Origin of the sequence: Phenylobacterium sp. (genome assembly GCF_046291545.1) — a bacterium.
Classification (GTDB): domain Bacteria; phylum Pseudomonadota; class Alphaproteobacteria; order Caulobacterales; family Caulobacteraceae; genus Phenylobacterium.
This window is the reverse complement of the sequence record NZ_JBKBSM010000017.1, coordinates 15622-33850: the sequence shown is the minus strand read 5'-3', so window position 1 is coordinate 33850 and position 18229 is coordinate 15622. Positions and strand designations below refer to the sequence as shown.

The 18229-nt window shown below is 71.7% G+C and carries 14 protein-coding genes, 1 pseudogene and 1 riboswitch; of the genes and pseudogenes, 6 read left to right on the top strand and 9 right to left on the bottom strand.

Features of this window, described 5'->3' with window-relative positions:
* Positions 1-312, top strand: a pseudogene (locus ACK4YQ_RS18745) (hypothetical protein); the annotation flags it as partial.
* A gap of 22 nt (positions 313-334) precedes the next feature.
* Here the strand turns inward: ACK4YQ_RS18745 and ACK4YQ_RS18740 are convergent.
* Both ACK4YQ_RS18740 and ACK4YQ_RS18735 read right to left on the bottom strand, forming a co-directional pair.
* The gene (locus tag ACK4YQ_RS18740; protein WP_409613569.1) at positions 335-1309 is read right to left on the bottom strand and encodes an NADPH:quinone oxidoreductase family protein; all 975 of its coding nucleotides are present in this window, start codon (positions 1307-1309) and stop codon (positions 335-337) included.
* Positions 1310-1314: 5 nt separating this feature from the next.
* Positions 1315-3009: a class I adenylate-forming enzyme family protein gene (locus tag ACK4YQ_RS18735; protein ID WP_409613566.1), complete on the bottom strand. Its 1695-nt coding sequence runs from the start codon at positions 3007-3009 to the stop codon at positions 1315-1317.
* Positions 3010-3126: 117 nt separating this feature from the next.
* Between ACK4YQ_RS18735 and ACK4YQ_RS18730 the strand changes: the two genes are divergently transcribed.
* Positions 3127-4404: an MFS transporter gene (locus tag ACK4YQ_RS18730; protein ID WP_409613565.1), complete on the top strand. Its 1278-nt coding sequence runs from the start codon at positions 3127-3129 to the stop codon at positions 4402-4404.
* Here the strand turns inward: ACK4YQ_RS18730 and gcvPB are convergent.
* The 5 genes from gcvPB to ACK4YQ_RS18705 form a co-directional block, all read right to left on the bottom strand.
* Positions 4401-5942 carry an aminomethyl-transferring glycine dehydrogenase subunit GcvPB gene (gcvPB, locus tag ACK4YQ_RS18725; protein ID WP_409613562.1) on the bottom strand — a complete coding sequence of 514 codons (1542 nt, stop codon included), beginning with the start codon at positions 5940-5942 and terminating at the stop codon, positions 4401-4403. The two genes, ACK4YQ_RS18730 and gcvPB, sit on opposite strands and share 4 nt — an antisense overlap.
* Entirely contained in the window at positions 5939-7285 is a 1347-nt protein-coding gene (gene gcvPA, locus ACK4YQ_RS18720; protein WP_409613559.1) for an aminomethyl-transferring glycine dehydrogenase subunit GcvPA, read from the bottom strand. The genes gcvPB and gcvPA overlap by 4 nt, the downstream gene beginning before the upstream one ends.
* A 75-nt stretch (positions 7286-7360) precedes the next feature.
* Complete coding sequence (gcvH, locus tag ACK4YQ_RS18715) at positions 7361-7726, bottom strand: glycine cleavage system protein GcvH (protein ID WP_409613556.1); 366 nt, start codon at positions 7724-7726, stop codon at positions 7361-7363.
* Positions 7727-7735: 9 nt separating this feature from the next.
* Positions 7736-8854, bottom strand: a complete 1119-nt coding sequence (gene gcvT / locus ACK4YQ_RS18710; protein ID WP_409613554.1) for a glycine cleavage system aminomethyltransferase GcvT — start codon at positions 8852-8854, stop codon at positions 7736-7738.
* A 159-nt stretch (positions 8855-9013) separates the two neighbouring features.
* Positions 9014-9105, bottom strand: a riboswitch (glycine riboswitch).
* A 60-nt stretch (positions 9106-9165) separates the two neighbouring features.
* Entirely contained in the window at positions 9166-9858 is a 693-nt protein-coding gene (locus ACK4YQ_RS18705; RefSeq protein WP_409613551.1) for a TetR/AcrR family transcriptional regulator, read from the bottom strand.
* A 109-nt stretch (positions 9859-9967) separates the two neighbouring features.
* On the opposite strand from ACK4YQ_RS18705, the gene ACK4YQ_RS18700 reads away from it, so the two are divergent.
* The 3 genes from ACK4YQ_RS18700 to ACK4YQ_RS18690 are packed head-to-tail and all read left to right on the top strand — an operon-like array spanning position 9968 to position 12980.
* Complete coding sequence (locus ACK4YQ_RS18700; RefSeq protein ID WP_409613549.1) at positions 9968-11041, top strand: efflux RND transporter periplasmic adaptor subunit; 1074 nt, start codon at positions 9968-9970, stop codon at positions 11039-11041.
* On the top strand, positions 11038-12297 hold the full coding sequence (locus ACK4YQ_RS18695) for an ABC transporter permease (protein WP_409613546.1): 1260 nt from the start codon (positions 11038-11040) through the stop codon (positions 12295-12297). Before ACK4YQ_RS18700 ends, ACK4YQ_RS18695 begins: the two co-directional genes overlap by 4 nt.
* On the top strand, positions 12294-12980 hold the full coding sequence (locus tag ACK4YQ_RS18690) for an ABC transporter ATP-binding protein (protein ID WP_409613544.1): 687 nt from the start codon (positions 12294-12296) through the stop codon (positions 12978-12980). Before ACK4YQ_RS18695 ends, ACK4YQ_RS18690 begins: the two co-directional genes overlap by 4 nt.
* 45 nt (positions 12981-13025) lie before the next feature.
* Here the strand turns inward: ACK4YQ_RS18690 and ACK4YQ_RS18685 are convergent, their stop codons facing one another.
* On the bottom strand, positions 13026-15989 hold the full coding sequence (locus tag ACK4YQ_RS18685) for a TonB-dependent receptor (RefSeq protein ID WP_409613541.1): 2964 nt from the start codon (positions 15987-15989) through the stop codon (positions 13026-13028).
* Between the two features lie 427 nt (positions 15990-16416).
* Here ACK4YQ_RS18685 and ACK4YQ_RS18680 point away from each other — a divergent pair, with 427 nt between their 5' ends.
* The gene (locus ACK4YQ_RS18680; protein ID WP_409613538.1) at positions 16417-17829 is read left to right on the top strand and encodes an NAD-dependent succinate-semialdehyde dehydrogenase; all 1413 of its coding nucleotides are present in this window, start codon (positions 16417-16419) and stop codon (positions 17827-17829) included.
* A gap of 10 nt (positions 17830-17839) precedes the next feature.
* On the opposite strand, the gene ACK4YQ_RS18675 is transcribed toward ACK4YQ_RS18680, so the two are convergent.
* Positions 17840-18124 carry a hypothetical protein gene (locus ACK4YQ_RS18675; RefSeq protein WP_409613535.1) on the bottom strand — a complete coding sequence of 95 codons (285 nt, stop codon included), beginning with the start codon at positions 18122-18124 and terminating at the stop codon, positions 17840-17842.
* Positions 18125-18229 lie beyond the last annotated feature (105 nt).

Genomic DNA, 18229 nt, shown 5'->3' with positions numbered 1-18229 from the left:
CTGTCCCCCGCCCCGTCCGCGCCGCTGGCGGCGGTGGCCGTCGCCGAGCCGGCGCCCGCGCGCACCGCTCCGCAGCCCAGGGTGCAGCGGGTGGCCCGCGCGGAGACGCCGAAGGCGCCTGCCGCCGAAACCGCGGCGGACGCGGCCCCCGCCGAGCAGCGCCTGCTCGAGCCCCAGGCCGCGCCCCTGGTGGTCACGGAGAACGCCGCGCCCGTCGTCGCCCCGCCGCTGCCGGCCAGCGTTCCCAAGGTCCCGCCGCCGAGCGAGGATCCCGACGCGCCGATGGTCACGCGCCTGCCGGAGATGCGCTGAGCGCCGCGGCGGCCGTCTCGGCCTAGCCGATCGTCAGCACCGTCTTGCCGGCGCCCTGGCCCGAGAGGGCGTAGCTCAGCGCCGCCTTGGCCTCGGCGAAGGGAAACACCCGCCCGACCGGCGGCGTCATCCGGCCCTCGGCGATCCAGCCCAGCAGCTCGGCAAGGTCGGCCCGGGCCTGCTCGGCCTCGAACAGCAGGAACTGGCGCACGTCCACGCCGATCAGCCCGGCCCCCTTCATCAGGGTGAGGTTGGCCGGCAGGGCGGGGATCGGCCCGCCTGCGAAGCCCACCACAAGGTGGCGCCCGCCCCAGGCCAGCGACCGGAACGCCGGCTGGAACAGCGGTCCGCAGACCGGGTCGAAGACGACGTCCGGCCCCTTGCCGCCGGTGGCCGCCTTCAGCCGCTCGCGCCAGCCCTCCGGCTCGGTGTCGAGCACCGCATGGGCGCCGTGCGCGGCTGCGAAGGCGCGCTTCTCCTCGGTGGAGGCCGCGGCGATCACCTCGGCGCCGAGGAGCCGGCCCACCTGCACCGCCGCCGTGCCGACGCCCCCGGCCGCGCCCAGCACCAGCAGCCGTTCGCCGGCCTTCAGCCCGCCGCGCTGGCGAAGCCCGTGCAGGGCGGTCAGGTAGTTGATCCGAAGGCCCGAGGCGGCGGCGAAGTCGAGGCCCTGCGGCAGCCGCACGACCCCGGCCGACGGAGCGCAGACGCGTTCGGCGAAGCCGCCGGCCGCCTGGGCCATCACCCGGTCGCCGAGGGCCAGGCCCTCCACGCCCTCGCCCAGGGCGTCGATCTCTCCGGCCACCTCGCCGCCCGGAATGTGCGGCAGGGGCGGCTTGACCTGGTAGCGGCCGAGCGAGACCAGCGCGTCGACGTAGCCGACGCCGCAGGCGCGCACGCGGATGCGCACCTGGCCCGGCCCGGGCTGCGGGTCCGGCAGCTCGACGTCGGCGTAGTCATCGACCGACTCCAGCACCTGGGCCTGGAGGGCGCGCACGGCGTCTAGGCCGCCGCCGGCGCCAGCCGCTCGCGCAGCTCGCGCTTCAGGAACTTGCCCGAGGCGTTGCGCGGCAGGGACTCCTCCATGAACCAGATGAACCGCGGGATCTTGTGCTTGGCGATCAGCGAAGCGCAGTGGGCGCGCAGCTCCTCCTCGGTCAGGCTCTGCCCGGGCTTGAGCACCACGGCCGCCCCGACCTCCTCGCCCAGGCGCGGGTCCGGCACGCCGAACACGCAGCACTCGGCCACCGCCGGATGGCGGAAGATGCAGCTCTCCACCTCGGCGCAATAGATGTTCTCGCCGCCGCGCAGCACCATGTCCTTCTTGCGGTCGACGATAAAGATGAAGCCGTCCTCGTCGATCCGGGCCACGTCGCCGGTGTGCAGCCAGCCGTCGGTGATCGACTGGGCGGTCGCCTCGGGCCGGTTGATGTAGCCCTTGATCACCGGCGAGCCCTTGACCCACAGCTCGCCGACCTCGCCGCGCGGCAGGGTGCGGCCCTCGTCGTCCACGCACTTGATCTCGAAGGTGGGCATGGCCGGGCCGGCGCTGTCCGGCTTGTCGACGAAGAAGTCCCCGGACACCGAGGTGATGATCCCGCAGGTCTCGGTCATGCCGTAGCCGGTGTTCGGCCGGGCGGTGGCGACCGAGGAGTCGATCTTGGCCACCAGGTCCGGCTGCAGTTGCGCGCCGCCGCCGCCGAGGGACACCAGGCTGGAGGTGTCGGTCGTGGCGAAGTCCGGGTGGCCGATCAGCTCGCGCGCCATCACCGGCACGCCGCTCATGGCGCTGACCTTCTCGCGCTCGATCAGCTTCAGGGCCTCGCCCGCGTCCCAGCGGTACATCAGCACGATCTTGCCGCCTGCGGCCGTGACCAGGTACGCCCCGCAGTTGTTGGCCGTCACGTGGAACAGCGGCGTGGTGAGCAGGGCCGCCGGCGGCGGCGCGGTCGCCGGGTCCGGCGGGGCCACGCCGGTCGCCCGCTGGGTCGCCAGGCCCTGGGCCTGGCCGGAGAACAGCATGTTGAAGAGATTGGCCACGCAGCCGCGATGGGTGAGCTGCGCGCCCTTCGGGTGACCCGTCGTGCCCGAGGTGTAGAAGATGCAGGCGTCGTCGTCCGGATCGATCTGGGCGTCGGGCATGGTCCCGCCCTGGGCGACGACCTCGGACCAGGCCACGGCGCCGACCGGCGGGTCGGCGCGGACGGCCACCACGGTCATGCCCTGGGCCATCTGCGGCTTCTCGGCCACCCGCGCCAGGCGCTCGGCGTCGGCGAACAGCACCTTGGGCTTGGAGTCGCTGAGGGCGTAGTCCATCTCCTCGGCGGTCCACCAGGCGTTCATGCCGACCGCGGCGACGCCGATCGAGACGCAGGCCCAGTAGATCAGCAGCCATTCGGGATAGTTGCGCATGGCGATGGCCACGCGGTCGCCGTGGCCGACGCCCTTGCTGACCAGCCAGTTGGCGATGGAGGCGACCTTGGCGTGGGCCTCGGCGTAGGTGATCCGCTCGTCCTGATAGACCAGGTAGGGCCGATCGCCGAAGGCGGCGGTGGATAGCCAGAAGGCGCGGATGTTGGGCGGGGCGTTCTTGTAGCAGCGCAGCATCTGGCCGCGCACCTCGACCTCGACGATCTCGAACGGCGCGCCCGGGGCGGTCAGTTCGGCCCAGGCCTTCTGCAGCTCAGCGTAATGCATCGTCCCTCCCTTGGGTTATTGGGTCTCAGTTACAGACGATCGGCTCGACTTCAAGGCGGACTTGACGGCAGGCCCCCGGACGACCAAGCCCTGGCGTTCACATTTGGGGGGGTGCCCATGCGTCAGTCCAGCTCCGCGGCGGCCGCGCCGTCGGCCCGCCGCGTGCTCGCGGCCAGCCTCGTCGGCACGGCGGTGGAATTCTACGACTTCTACATCTACGCCACGGCCGCCTCCCTGGTGTTCGGCCCCCTGTTCTTCCCGGCGGCCTCGCCCTCGGCGCAGCTGCTCTCGGCCTACGCCACCTTCGCCATCGCCTTCTTCGCCCGGCCGCTGGGCGCCTTCGTCTTCGGCCACTTCGGCGACCGGATCGGGCGCAAGTCGACCCTGGTGGCCTCGCTGATGCTGATGGGCGGCTCGACGGTGGCCATCGCCTTCCTGCCGACCTACGCCATGGTCGGCTGGGTGGCGCCGCTGCTCCTGTGCATCCTGCGCTTCGGCCAGGGCTTCGGCCTGGGCGGCGAATGGGGCGGGGCGGCCCTGCTGGCCGTGGAGAACGCCCCGCCCGGCTGGCGCGCGCGCTTCGGCATGTTCCCCCAGCTCGGCGCGCCGGTGGGCTTCATCGCCGCCAACGGCCTGTTCCTGATCCTGGGCGTCGCCCTCACCCCCGAACAGTTCCTGGCCTGGGGCTGGCGCCTGCCGTTCCTGGCCAGCGTGGTCCTGGTGGGCCTCGGCCTTTGGGTGCGGCTGAAGCTGACCGAGACGCCCGCCTTCGCCGAGGCCATGGCCGAGGCGCCGCCGCCCCAGGTGCCCCTCGCCGAGCTCCTGCGCCGCTACCCGCGCGAGACCCTGGGCGGCACCTTCGCCGTTGTCGCCTGTTTTGCGGTCTTCTACCTCTCCACCGCCTTCGCCCTGGGCTATGGCGTCACCAACCTCGGCTACAGCCGCGAGACCTTCCTGGCGGTGCAGCTCGGCGCCATCGGCTTCATGGCCCTGGGCATCGTCCTTGCGGGCTGGTGGTCGGATGCGACGAACCCGCGCCGGGTGCTGATGGCGGGCTGCCTGATGGTGATCGTCGGCGGGCTGCTGATGGCCCCGATGATGGGCTCCGGCTCGCTCCTGATGATCTGGGCCTTCCTGTCGCTGGCGCTCCTGATGATGGGCTTCGTCTACGGCCCGCTCGGCGCCTTCCTGCCGGGCCTGTTCCCGGCGCGGGTGCGCTACACGGGCGCCTCGGTGGCGTTCAACGTCGGCGGCATCCTCGGCGGGGGCCTGGCCCCCATGATCGCCCAGGCGCTGGCCGACCGGGGCGGCCTGGTCCCGGTCGGCGTCTATCTCAGCGCGGCGGCCCTGATCAGCCTGGCCGCCCTCGCTCCCCTGAAGCGCGAGGCGCTCTAGGGCTTCCAGGTCAGCCGCGGCTTGCGCGCGGCCAGGGTCTCGTCCAGCCGGCGCATCGGCGCGAGGTAGGGCGCGCCCTTGAAGCGGGCCACGTCCCCGGCCTTGGCCGCCTCGGCCAGCGCCCGCATGGCGTCGCAGAAGCGGTCGAGCTCCTGCTTGGACTCCGTCTCGGTCGGCTCGATCAGCATGGCCCCATGCACCACCAGCGGGAAGTACATGGTCATGGGGTGGAAGCCCTCGTCGATCATGGCCTTGGCGAAGTCCAGGGTGGTGACCCCCGTCCCCTCCAGCCAGGCGTCGTCGAACAGGGCCTCGTGCATGCAGGGGCCGTCGGGGAAGGCCGGCGTCATCACGTCGGCCAGGCGCGCCTTGACGTAGTTGGCGTTCAGCACCGCGTCCTCGGCCACCTGGCGCAGGCCGTCGGCGCCGTGGCTCAGCATGTAGGCGTAGGCGCGCACGAACATGCCCATCTGCCCGTGGAAGGCGCTCATCCGGCCGAAGGCCTGGGCGGCGGGGCCTTCGGCCTCCTCGACCAGGTGGAACCCGGCTTCTCCGTGCACCACCCAGGGCGCCGGCGCGAACGGCGCCAGCGCCTGCGACAGCACCACCGGCCCGGCGCCGGGGCCGCCGCCGCCGTGCGGGGTGGAGAAGGTCTTGTGCAGGTTGATGTGCATGGCGTCGACGCCCAGGTCGCCCGGCCGCACCTTGCCGACGATGGCGTTGAAGTTGGCCCCGTCGCAATAGAAGTAGGCGCCCGCCTCGTGCGTCAGCCGCGCGATCTCGATGATGTCCCGCTCGAACAGGCCGCAGGTGTTGGGGTTGGTGACCATGATGGCGGCCACGTCCGGGCCCAGCTTGGCGGCCAGGTCGCCGAGGTCGACGCGGCCATCGTCGGTCTGGGCGATCTCTTCCACCGAATAGCCGACGAAGGCGGCGGTCGCCGGATTGGTGCCGTGGGCCGAGGTCGGCACCAGCACCCGGCGGCGGGCCGCATCGCCGCGGGCCTCGTGCGCGGCGCGGATGGCCAGCAGGCCGCAGAGCTCGCCGTGGGCGCCGGCCTTGGGCGACATGGCCACCGCTGGCATCCCGGTCAGCGTCTTCAGCCAGTGCGCCAGCCGGTCGATCAGCGCCAGCGCCCCCTGCACCGAGGCGACCGGCTGCAGCGGATGGACGTCGGCGAAGCCGGCCATGCGGGCCGCCTTCTCGTTCAGCCGCGGGTTGTGCTTCATGGTGCACGAGCCCAGCGGATAGAGCGCCAGGTCGATGGCGTGGTTCTTCTGGCTCAGGCGCACGTAGTGGCGCACCGCCTCGGGCTCCGACAGCCCCGGCAGGCCGATCGGGGCGTCGCGGACGAGCCCTTCCAGGTCGTCGGCGTCCCGCGACGGCTCGGGCAGGTCGACGCCGGTCTTGGTCCAGCCGTCGCGTTCGAAGATCAGGGCCTCGTCCTGCAGCAGGCCGCGGCCGCCGGTGAGCGAGGCGGGCGTCACCTCGACGGCGCCCTCGGGGCGGGTGGGACGGCCGACGTTCAGCATGGTCATTGGGCGATCCTCCGCTGAAGCGCCGCGGCGAAGGCGGCGATGTCCTCAGGCGTGGTGGTTTCGGTGGCGGCGACGAGCAGCACGTCGTCCATGCCCGCGCCGGGGTCCAGGCGCGAGAACGGCACGCCGGCGACGATCCCGTCGGCGAGCAGGGCGTCCACCATCTGCGCCGCGGGCTTGGGCAGGCGCACGGCGAACTCGTTGAAGAAGCGCGGCGTCAGGATCTCGACCCCGGGCACGGCGGCCAGGGCCTCCTTCAGCTCCCGCGCCCGGGCGTGGTTCACCGCAGCGAGCTGGCGCAGTCCCTTTTCCCCCAGCAGCGTCAGGTGGATGGAGAAGGCCAGGGCGCACAGGCCCGAGTTGGTGCAGATGTTCGAGGTCGCCTTCTCGCGGCGGATGTGCTGCTCGCGGGTCGAGAGCGTCAGCACGAAGCCGCGCCGCCCCTCGGCGTCGACGGTCTCGCCAGCCAGGCGGCCGGGCATCATCCGCACGAACTTTTCGCGGCAGGCGAACAGGCCCACGTAGGGCCCGCCGAAGTTCAGGCCGTTGCCGATCGACTGGCCTTCGGCCACGGCGATGTCCGCGCCCATTTCCCCCGGCGACTTCAGGAGGCCGTAGGACAGGGCCTCGGTGGTCACCACGATCAGCAGGGCGCCGGCGGCGTGGGCCGCCTCGGCGATCTTCGAGACATCCGTGGCCACGCCGAACACGTTGGGCGTCTGCACGACCACGCAGGCGGTCTCGCCGTCGATGGCCGCGATCACCGCGTCCTCAGGGTTGATCGCCGCGGGCTGGCGGACGATCTCCATGCCCTCGGCGTGGGCGATGGTCTGGGTGGTGGCGGCGTAGTGCGGGTGCAGGCCGCCGCACAGGATCGCCTTCTCCCGGCGGGTGACGCGCTGGGCCATCATCACCGCCTCGGCGCAGGCCGTGGAGCCGTCGTACATGGAGGCGTTGGCCACCTCCAGCCCGGTCAGGGCGGCGACCTGGGTCTGGAACTCGAACAGGACCTGCAAGGTGCCCTGGGCGATCTCCGGCTGGTAGGGCGTGTAGCTGGTCAGGAATTCCGAGCGCTGGATGATGTGGTCCACGGTGGCCGGCACGTGGTGGCGGTAGGCCCCCGCGCCGCAGAAGAAGGGCCCGGCGCCGGCGGTGCGGTTCATGGCGGCCAGGGCGGCGAGCTCGCGCTCGACCTCCAGTTCGCCGGCGTGAAGCGGCAGGTCGAACAGCTCGGCCCGCCGCGCGGCCGGGGGCACGTCGGCGAACAGCTCGTCGACCGATGCGGCGCCGATCGCGCCCAGCATGGCGGCGCGGTCGTCAGGGGTGAGAGGCAGGTAGCGCATGGCTTGGGAAACCTTTGCCGTCCGCCGGGCGCGGCGGACGGGGAACGGCCTGTGGTCCCCGCGGGGACCGTGGGGTCAGAGGGTCTGCAGGTAGGCCTCGTAGGCCGCCCGATCCATCAGGGCGTCGTACTCGGCCTTGTCGGCGATCTTGATCTTGGCGAACCAGCCGCCGGATTCGGGGGTGTCGTTGACGGTCTCCGGGGCGTCGGCCAGGGCGGCGTTGCCCTCGACCACCTCGCCGGACAGGGGCGCATAGACGTCGGAGGCGGCCTTGACGCTCTCGACCACCGCCAGGCCGTCGCCGGCCTTCACGGTCTTGCCCGCGTCGGGAGTCTCGACGAACACCACGTCGCCGAGCTGTTCGGCGGCGTAGGCGGTGATGCCGACCGTGGCCACGTCCCCCTCGAGGACGACCCATTCATGGTCCTTGGTGAAGCGCATCTGGGATCCTCAGGCTTTCAGTTTACGCACGTAGCGGTGGGGGACGGACGGCATGGCGACCACCTCGCAGGGCTGCGCCTTGCCGCGGACGATGACCTTCAGGGCCGCGCCTTCGGCCGCCAGGGCCGGCGGCACGAAGCCCATGGCGATGGGATAGCCGAGGGACGGCGAGAACCCGCCGGAGGTGACGCGGCCGACCACCGCGCCCGAGGCGTCGGCGATCTCGGCGCCTTCGCGGGCCGGGGCGCCCTCCAGCACCTTCAGGCCCACGCGCCTGCGCGAGGGGCCCTCCTCCAGCTCGCGGGCGATCCGCGCCGCGCCCGGGAAGTCGCCGGCGTCCCGGCGCTTCTTCGACACGGCGAAGGCGAGGTCCGCCTCGATCGGGCTGACCGTCTCGTCCACGTCGTGGCCATAGAGCGGCAGGCCCGCCTCCAGGCGCAGGGAATCGCGCGCGCCCAGGCCGATCGGCCGCACCCGCTCGTCGGCCAGGAGCGTGGCCCAGACCCGTTCGGCCGCCGAGGCCGGGACCGAGATCTCGTAGCCGTCCTCGCCGGTGTAGCCCGAGCGCGAGACGATGGCGTCGACGCCGAAGGCGCTCATGGCGCGGGCGTCCATGAACACCATCCTGGCGGCCTCGGGCGCATGTTCGGCCAGCACCTCGGCGGCCTTGGGCCCCTGCAGCGCCAGCAGCGCGCGGTCCTCCAGGCGCTCGATGCGCACCTGGCCGGCGAGTTCGGCGTCGATGACCTTGAAGTCGTTGTCCTTGCAGGCGCCGTTGACCACGACGAACAGGCCGTCGTCGTCGGGCCGGGCGGCCATCAGGTCGTCGATGATCCCGCCCTGCTTGTTGAGCAGCACCGAATAGCGCTGCTTGCCCGGCTTCAGGCCGATGAAGTCGCCCGGGGTGACCTCCTCGAACGCCGACAGCGGCGAGACCCCGCGCAGGCGCGCCTGGCCCATGTGGGAGACGTCGAACAGGCCCGCGCTCTCGCGGGTCCACAGGTGCTCCTTGAGCACCCCGTCCTTGTACTGCACGGGCATGGAATAGCCCGCGAACGGAACCATGCGCGCCCCGGCGGCGACGTGGGCGTCGCGGAGCGGCGTGAACTTGAGATTCTCTTCGGACAAACAGGGACTCCGGCTGACGACCAAACGCAAGCGGACGGAAAGCCCGCTTCACGCCATGCCCCCGCTGTCCCTGAGCCTGAGAGATTTAGAGCCCCTGTCCAGGGCCCCCTGCTCCTTCGGCGAGCCATCCTCGTCGAATGGCTACTTTCCAGCGTTCATCAGCCCGTCGCGGTCCTTTTGCCTGAGCGTTTCCGGGGCGGTTGCGCCTTCGGCTCCGAATCTTGCGATCCGATCTCTCCCGCGAGAGTCCGGCGGAACCTCTCCGATGGCCGTGTGCGAGTCAACGCGCAAAAGGCGCGCAGGCGCTCGCCTCAGCACATCGCCTGCAGCATGGCGCGCACGAAGCCGGGCTCGACCATGGTGACGGCGCCGGGCGCCACCCCCAGCAGCCGCTCGATCATCGCGGTCTCGTCCGCCAGCCGCGCCTCCAGCCGCCGGGCCGCCCCCTCCAGATCGCCGCGCTCGGCCTCGGCGAAGGTCTCCACGATCACCGCCTGGCGGGTCTCCCCCAGCTTGATGATCACCTCGGCCACCAGGCCCGGCGCGGGGGCGTCGAACACGCGCCCGCGCACCCCCTCCTCGACCAGCCGGGTGAGCACCGGCGCGATCACCCGCGCCGTCGCCGTCAGCATGCGCTGGTAGAGGGCGGCGTTCTCGGTCTTCAGCACCGCCTCCAGGATCGCCCGGAGCATCGGCGCGCGCTCGATCTTCCACTGCCGTCCCTGGGCCAGGAAGGCGTTCAGCCGGGCCAGGGCGTCGAGCTCGGGATTGTCGAGGATCGCCTCGGCCTCGACCACGAACTGGGCGGCGAGCCGCTCGATCAGGGCGTCGAGCAGCGCCTCCTTGGATTCGAAGTAGTGGTAGAAGGCGCCCTTCGACAGCCTCGCCCGGGCCAGGATGTCGTTGACCGTCGTGGCCTCGTAGCCCTGGGTGAAGAACAGCGCCTGGGCGCAGTCCAGCAGTTCGGCCCGGCGTTCCACCGGCTGCTTTTTGACCCGCGTCATGGCCGCCTCCCTCGTCGCGACTATGAGGACAGCGCCCTGTCCTCGACCGGTTTCGATTGCAGACCGACCGTCGGTCTAATACCCTACCGGCGGACCGAGCGAGGTCAAGATGCTGATGCAGAACCCCAAGGCGGCGGACGCGAAGACCGAGGCGGCCGGGCCGGCCGCGCGGCGCGATCGCCGGCGCCGCTGGCTCGCGCTTTCGGCGCTCGTGCTCCTGGCGATCGGCGCGGCGGGCGGCGGCTGGGCGCTGCTGCGCCCGCCCCTGGTGCGCTCCGCCGTGGCCGAGGTCGGCGAGGCGGTGGATGCGGTCTACGCCTCGGGGGTGGTGGAATACGTCCGCCAGGCCGATGTCGCCCCGATCGTCACCGCCCCCATCCGCCAGGTGCTGGTGGTCGAGGGCCAGGCCGTGCGACGGGGCCAGACCCTGGCCCAGCTCGACGACGGCCCTCAGCTCGGCACGACGCTGCAGCTCGAGGCCCAGGCCGCCCTGGCCCGGGCGAGCGCCGATCGCGCGACCCGGCTCTACCAGGCCGGCTTCGGCGCCAAGGCCGCCTATGAGGACGCCCTCAAGACCAAGGCCGCCGCGGAGGCGGCCGCCGCCAGCGCCCGGGCGCGCCTGGCCGACTACGTGATCAAGGCGCCGTTCGACGGCCGCGTGCTGCGCCGCGAGGCCGAGCCCGGCGACCTGGCCCGGGTGGGCGAGGTCCTGTTCGTGGTGGCCGACCCGACGACCCTGCGCGTGACCGCCGACGTCGACGAACGCGACGTCGGCCGCCTCGCCGTCGGCCAGCAGGCGGTGGTGCGGGCCGACGCCTTCGCCGACCGCACCTTTCCCGCCACCGTCGCCGAGATCACCCCCCAGGGGGATTCCACCGGCCGCACCTTCCGCGCCCGCCTGCTGCTCGGCGCCGATTCCCTTCTGAAGCCCGGCATGACGGTGGAGACCAATCTGGTGGTCGAGCGTCGGTCGAACGCGGTGCTCGTGCCCACCGCAGCGATCAAGGACGGCGCGGTCTGGACCCTCGAGCGTGACCGCGCCAGGCGGCGCGAGGTGGTGCTGGGGGCCCAGGGCGCCGAGCGCACCGAGGTGCGCCAGGGCCTGCGCCCCGGCGAACGGGTGGTGCTCTCGCCGCCGGACGATCTGAAGGACGGCCGCCGCGTCCGCCTCCAAGGCCCATGATCCGCGCCTGGCTGGTCCTGGCGAACGTCGCCTTCGCCCATCTTCTGGTGCGCACGCGCCAGACCCTGGTGGCGACCCTGGGGGTGGCGGTGGGCGTCGGCTTCTTCCTGGCCGTCTCGGGCATGATGTCCGGCTCCCAGTCGGACTTCATCAGGACGCTCATCGACTCGGCGCCGCACATCATCGTCCGCGACGAGCAGCGCGCGCCCAGCCTGCAGCCCGCGGCCGAGGCCTTCGGCCAGGCCGCCGTCCAGGTGCGCGGGGTTCGCCCCCAGGACGAGGTGCGCGGGCTCAAGGGCTGGTCGGCGATGCTGGACGACGCCCGCGCCCTGCCCGGCGCCATCGCCGCCCCCACCCTCACCGGCGGCGCGGCCGTGCGCTACGCCGGGCGCACCGAGGCGATCTCGCTCAACGGCATCGACCCGCGCGTCGAGGGCAAGCTGATCAAGATCGAGGAGACCCTTGTCGGCGGCGGCCTCTCAGACCTGCTCGCCCGCCCGGACGGCGTCATCGTCACCCGCCCCCTCGCCGACCGCCTGGGCGCCAAGCTCGGCGACACCCTGGTGGTCACCTCCACCGCCGGCGTCCTGCTGCGGATGCGGATCGTGGCGCTGGTGGAGCCTGACGCGCGCGCCGGCTTCTACGCCGGCGACAACACCGCCTACGCCCTCCTGCGCACAGCCCAGGTGCTGTTCGCCCGCCCCAATATCGTCAACCAGCTCCACATCAAGGTCGGCGACCCGGACGACGCCCAGGCGGAGGCCGAGGCGCTGGAGGCCCGCTGGGGCTACAAGTGGGAGTCCTGGCAGGAACGCTCGCGCGACATCCTGAACCTGCTCGTCGTGCGCAACGTCATCATGTACGCGGTGATTTCCGCGATCCTGCTGGTGGCCAGCTTCGGGATCTACACGGCCGTCTCCACCAGCGTGACCGACAAGCGCAGGGACATCGCCATCCTGCGCGCCATGGGCTTCACCGACCGCGACGTGGAGGGGATCTTCCTGATCGAGGGCCTGGTGGTCGGGGTGCTGGGCGCCCTCGCCGGGTTCCTGCTGGGCGCGGCCCTGCTCGAAGCGCTCGCCCGGATTCCGCTCACCGTCGACGGCAAGCCCTTGGAGCTGCCCCTCGACCGGGGGATCGGCCAGTACGCCATCGCCGGCGCCGCCTCCCTCCTCTCCGCCCTGGTCGCCGCCTGGCTGCCGGCGCGCAAGGCGGCCAGCGTCGATCCGGTGGACATCCTGCGGGGGGCGGCGTGAGCGCCCCGGTGCTGGAGGTCCGGGGCGTCACCCGCACGCTCACCGACCCCGAACCCGTGACCCTGGTGCGGGACGTCTCCTTCACCGTCGCCCCCGGGGAGTTCGTGGCCATCATGGGCCCCTCCGGCTGCGGCAAGTCCTCGCTGCTCTACCTGCTGGGCCTGCTCGACCGGCCGACCCGCGGCGCCATCCTGGTCGACGGCCGGCCGATGGACGACCTCAGCGAGGCCGAGCGCACCGCCGTGCGGCTGGAGCGCATCGGCTTCGTTTTCCAGTTCCACTTCCTGCTGCCGGAGCTGACGGCCCTGGCCAACGTGGCCCTGCCCATGCGCCGCCTGGGCCGTCTCGGGCCGGCCGCGTGCGAGGCCCGGGCCGAGGCCCTGCTCGCAAAGCTCGGCCTCGCCGCCGAGACGCACCGCCGGCCCGACCGCATGTCCGGCGGCCAGCGCCAGCGGGTGGCCATCGCCCGCGCCCTGGCCAACGACCCCGCCGTGATCCTCGGCGACGAGCCCACCGGCAACCTCGACAGCGGCAACACCCGCCTGGTCATCGACGAGTTCCAGCGCCTGGCCCACGACGAGGGCCGCGCGGTCATCTGCGTCACCCACGACGCCAGCGTCGCCGCCGCCGCCGACCGCCGCATCCACATGCTCGACGGCCGCATCGAGCGCGACGGGGACTGACGGGCCGGACGCCCCCTCCCGCGGGGGAGGAGGCGCCCGCCGGGCCTAGAACGCGGCCGTCACGCCGACGAACATGTATCGGCCGTAGGTGTCATAGACCTGCGACCAGGTGTTGCCGTTGCAGTAGCCGGTGGGGCAGTTGGACGAGCCGTTCAGCGGCGGGTCCTTGTCGAACACGTTGTTGACGCCCATCCGCAGGGTGTAGCCGTCGCGCACCTTCCAGGTCGCCGCCAGGTCCAGGTAGCTGCGGCTGGCCAGCTTGATGTCCGTGTCCGGCTGGTTGTCCGGGTCGTTGAGCTGGGCGTTCGAGGAGGTGGTCTCCAGCGCCACGCTGCCGAGGTAGCGCCACTGGGCCGACAGGTCGAGCCCGCCCCAGAAGGGCGTCTCCCAGGTGACGCGCAGCTTGTGGCGCCATTCCGGGGCCGGCACGCCGCAGATCACGCCATAGAAGCCGGCGCAGTCGTAGGCCTCGTCGCCGGGAAGCGGCTGGGTCTCCAGGACATCGAGCCAGGTGCCGACGAAGTTGGCCTGAACCGCGCCCAGGTCCTTCTTGGTGAACCGGTCCAGGCTGGTGCGGTAGTTCGCCTCCACGTCCACCCCGCGGGTGTGCAGCGACCCGGTGTTGTAGGTCAGGTCCTCGACGTAGCCCTCCGAGCTCAGCCACAGCGAGCCGGCGGAGTCGCGGTGCACCAGGCCGCAGAAATAGTCGTCCTGCGTCTCCAGGCAGCGGCTGAGGATCAGGTCCGCGCCGATGGTGTCGATGTAGTCCTCGACCTTGATGTCGAACCAGTCGAGCGAGGCGCTGAAGCCCGGCAGGAAACCCGGCTGGACCACGAAGCCCACCGAATAGGTGTCGCTGGTTTCCGGCTTCAGGTCGGTGTTGCCGCCCGTCAGGCCGTTGTACTGGGCGGCCGGGTTCTCCTCGATCGCCAGCACCTGGGCGGTGGTCAGGTTGAAGGCCGCGGCGCAGGCGGCCACCATCGAGTCGCCCGCGCTCAGGCCGGCGCAGGGGTCGGTCGTGCCGTCCAGCACGACGTTCTGCGGGCTGAACAGCTCCAGGATGTTGGGCGCGCGCACCGCCCGCTGATAGCTGGCGCGCAGGCGATAGCCGTCCACCGGCTCCCACTCGCCGCCGAACTTGTAGGTGTTGGTGTCGCCGACGGTCGAATAGTCCGAGAACCGGTAGCCCAGCTCCACCTGCAGGCTCTTGGCGAACGGCGCGTCCTGGACGATCGGAATGCGCGCCTCGCCGAACAGCTCGTAGACGTCGAAGGAGCCGTTCACCGCCGGGCTGGCGCCCCCCGCGCCGTTCAGCAGGCCGGCCGCCGCCACGTAGTCGGCGGAGTACTCGAGCTGCTCGCGCCGGTACTCGGCGCCGAACGCCACGCCGACGCCCGTCTCGGCCCAGGGCGTCTTGACGCCGTAGTCCGTCAGGTCGCCGCCGAACGACAGGTTGACCACCCGCTCGGTGGTCGAGCCGGTCGAGAAGCTGTCGGTCTCCAGATAGGCCAGGGCTTCGTCGGTGACGCCGCCGATCTGGAAGATGTTGTAGGGCACGCAGGCGCTGTCGGTGCCGTCGATCACCGACTGGCAGACGACCTGGCCGCTGGCGTCCGTCTTGGCGATCAGGGCGTTCTGGATCTTGGAGGTCTGGAAGAAGCCGGTCTGCTTCTGGCTGTACGAGACCGAGCCGTACTGCATGTAGAAGTCGTAGTTCCAAGCCTCGTTCAGGTCGCCCCGCAGCCCGGTGACGATGCGGTAGTCGGTGTGCTGGATCTCGCCCTGGCGGCCGCCGCCCTCGATGTTGCGCCGGGCGACCGTCACCGTCTTCAGGGTCGAGGTGCCCGCGTCCGCGCCGCACAGGGTCGACTGCTGCTGGGCGCTCATCAGCGGGTTGTCGCAGTTGATCTGGAACGATCCGGCGAAGATGCCGCCCGGCGCGATCTGGTAGGTGGACGTGTCGTCCATGAACATCAGGTCGGCGTAGGCCTCGGCCCAGGGCGTCACCTCGTAGCGGGCGAAGGCGCCCAGGGTGTAGCGGTCGTCCGGCCGCTGGTAGTAGTTCAGCGGGCCGTAGTTGTAGACGTCGCTGGACGTCCGGGCCCGGAACGTGTTCCCCGTCGTCTCGTCCACCACATAGCCGCCGACCCGCGCCGGATAGGCCGTGCCCGAACCGCCGCAGCTGAAGGTGTCGCCGGAGTTCAGGGTGCAGGCCGAGTAGTCCCGGTCGCCCTGCAGGATCGGCTCCACGTGGCGATAGCCGGCGTAGGCGGTGATGTTGCCGCGTCCGTCGGCGCTGTTCATGCCGATGGTGATCGTCACCTCGCTGGTCTCGCCGTCCAGCACGTTGTCCTCGGGCAGGGCGAACTGCGAGGGGTCGGAGGCGCTGGCGGCGCTCGCCCGCACCACGTCCTGCACCGAGGAGTTGTCGTTCTTGTGCTGGTAGATGCCGTAGCTGGCGTCGATGCGGACGCCCTCGAAGTCCTTGTCCATGACGAAGTTGACGACGCCGGCCACCGCGTCGGCGCCGTAGACCGCCGACGCCCCGCCGGTCAGCACCTCCACCCGCTCGACCAGGGCCGAGGGGATGAAGTTGAGGTCCGAGGCCAGGCCGGCGGCGGTGGACGCCGGATCGCCCGGCATCAGCCGCCGGCCGTCGATCAGCACCAGGGTCCGCGAGACGCCCAGGCCGCGCAGGTCGACCGTGGCCGTGCCTGTGGCCCCGTTGGAGACCGATCCGCCCTGGGCGGCGAACGCCTGCGGCAGGCGGTTGATCATGTCCTCGACCCGGGTGATCCCCTGGGCCTTGATGTCCGCCGCGCCGATCGCCGTCACCGGGCTGACGCTGGTCAGGTTGGGCGTCGGGATCCGGGTTCCGGTCACGACGATCTCGGAAACCACCGAGGTGTCGGACTCGGCCGCCTGGACCGGGACGGCAAGCGCGGCCACGGCGGCGCCGCAAAGCATAGAGGTCGCCAGATAGGCGCCCTTCTTCGACTTGGTGCTCATCATACCCCCTTGCGTCGGCGCGCAGCCGCCCTTGGGCGGCCGAGCCGGCGTCGAGAACTTCGCCGAACAGCCGGCGAACATGTCTCGGAGTTACGGGGCGATACGAAAATCGGTCAACAAATGTGACGCTTTCTATAAGCACACGATCCGCGTCGTTGTTTGACGAACACAGTTCCTATCATCAACTTAACTTGTATTCATCGAAACATTACGCCGAACAAGCTTACGGTTACACACATGACCCCGAGACTTCACCCCGTTTTCATTTGAAGGCTTGCGGCGGCTCCGGCGCCGCGGCCGTCATCATGTGTCCTCACCGGCGCCCGCGCGGCGCCTGCGCAACATCGCCGACGCATGCATGTCGTGGTTGACGCCGCGCCGCCCGGGGCCATCTCCTTCGGCGGGGCGTGCAGATGGAGATGGCGACATGGACCAGAAGACGCCCACGGCGGCCCGGGGCGGGCCTCGCCCCACGTTCCAGACCGTCGACCCGGCCACCGGCCGGCCCGGCCGGACCTATGAAGGCCATTCGGCGCAGGAGGCGCTGGAAATCGCCCGCCGGGCGCGGGCCGCCTTCGCATCCTGGCGAGGGACCAGCTTCGCCGAACGCGCCGCCCTGATGCGGCGGGCCGCGGCCGTGCTGCGCGAGCGGCGCGACGAGTTCGCCGGCCTGATGACCGCCGAGATGGGCAAGGTGCTGTTCGAGGGCCGGGCCGAGATCGAGAAGTGCGCGGCCAACTGCGACTACTTCGCCGAGCACGCCGAGGCGTTCCTGGCGCCGCGGCCTGTCGACATGGGCGGGCCCAAGGCCGCCATCGTCTTTCGGCCGCTGGGAACGGTGCTGGCGGTCATGCCCTGGAACTTCCCGTTCTGGCAGGTCTTCCGCTTCGCCGCCCCGACCCTGATGGCGGGCGACACCGCCGTCCTCAAGCACGCCAGCAACGTGCCCGGCTGCGCCCTGGCGATCGAGGAGGTGTTCGTCCAGGCGGGCTTTCCCAAGGACGTCTTCCGCACCGTGCTGGTCCCCAGCCGCGACGTGCGCGGCCTGATCGAGGACGAGGCGATCGCCGCCGTCAGCCTGACCGGCAGCGTCGAGGCGGGCCGCCAGGTGGCCGTCCAGGCCAGCGGCGCCTTGAAGAAGTGCGTGCTCGAACTCGGAGGCTCGGACGCCTATCTCGTGCTCGAGGACGCCGACGTCGCCCAGGCGGCCAAGGTCGCGACCGCCGCGCGCATGGTCAACGGCGGCCAGAGCTGCATCGCCGGCAAGCGCTTCATCGTCGTGGAGGCCGTGCGCGAGGCCTTCGAGGCGGCGTTCGCCCGCGAGATGGGCGCCATCGCCATGGGCGATCCCGCCGATCCGGCCACGCGCCTGGGCCCCTTGCAGAGCGTCTCAGCCCGCGACGAGATCCACCGCCAGGTGCGCGAGAGCCTGGAGCGGGGCGCGCGCCTGCTGGCCGGGGGCGAGCTCCCGGACCGGCCCGGCGCCTGGTACCCGGCGACGGTGCTGGCCGGCGTCGAGCCCGGGATGCCCGCCCACGACGAGGAGGTGTTCGGCCCCGTGGCGGCCGTCATCGCCGCGCGCGACGAGGCCGAGGCCATCCGCATCGCCAACGACAGCCCCTTCGGCCTGGGCTCCGGCGTCCTCACCGCCGACCTCGCCCGCGGCGAGCGCATCGCCGCCGAGGAGCTGGAGGCCGGCCTCAGCTTCGTCAACGCCGCCGTGCGCTCGGACCCGCGCCTGCCGTTCGGCGGGGTCAAGCACTCCGGCTACGGCCGCGAGTGCTCGCCCTACGGCATCCTGGAGTTCGTCAACATCAAGACCGTGCTGGTGGAGGGCTGAGGCGTCGGCCTCACCGTCCGGCCCGGCGGTCCATCAGGGCCTCCAGGGTGCGGACGCGCGCCGCGCTGTCCTCGGCCAGTCGCCGGGCGATGTCGCGCACGCCGGCCGGATAGGCCTCGCCGCCCAGGGCGATCTGTTCGGCCAGGCGCTGGGCTTGCGCCAGGCTCGCGAGCAGTTCGTCCACGTGCTCGCCCGCAAGCTGGCGGGCTTCGGCCTGCAGCAGGCGCACCCGTTCCGCCAGGTCGGCCTTGGCGGCCGCCGGACGGGCGGCCACGACGCGCAGAGGAGCAGACATCTTCTTCATCCCTTCGTCGCCGCGAACCGTCGCGGCGTGGGACTGTTGTGAAGCTTGGCGGCTGAACGCCCCCTGATGCGCCCGTTAGCCGGCGTTCAGACAGGC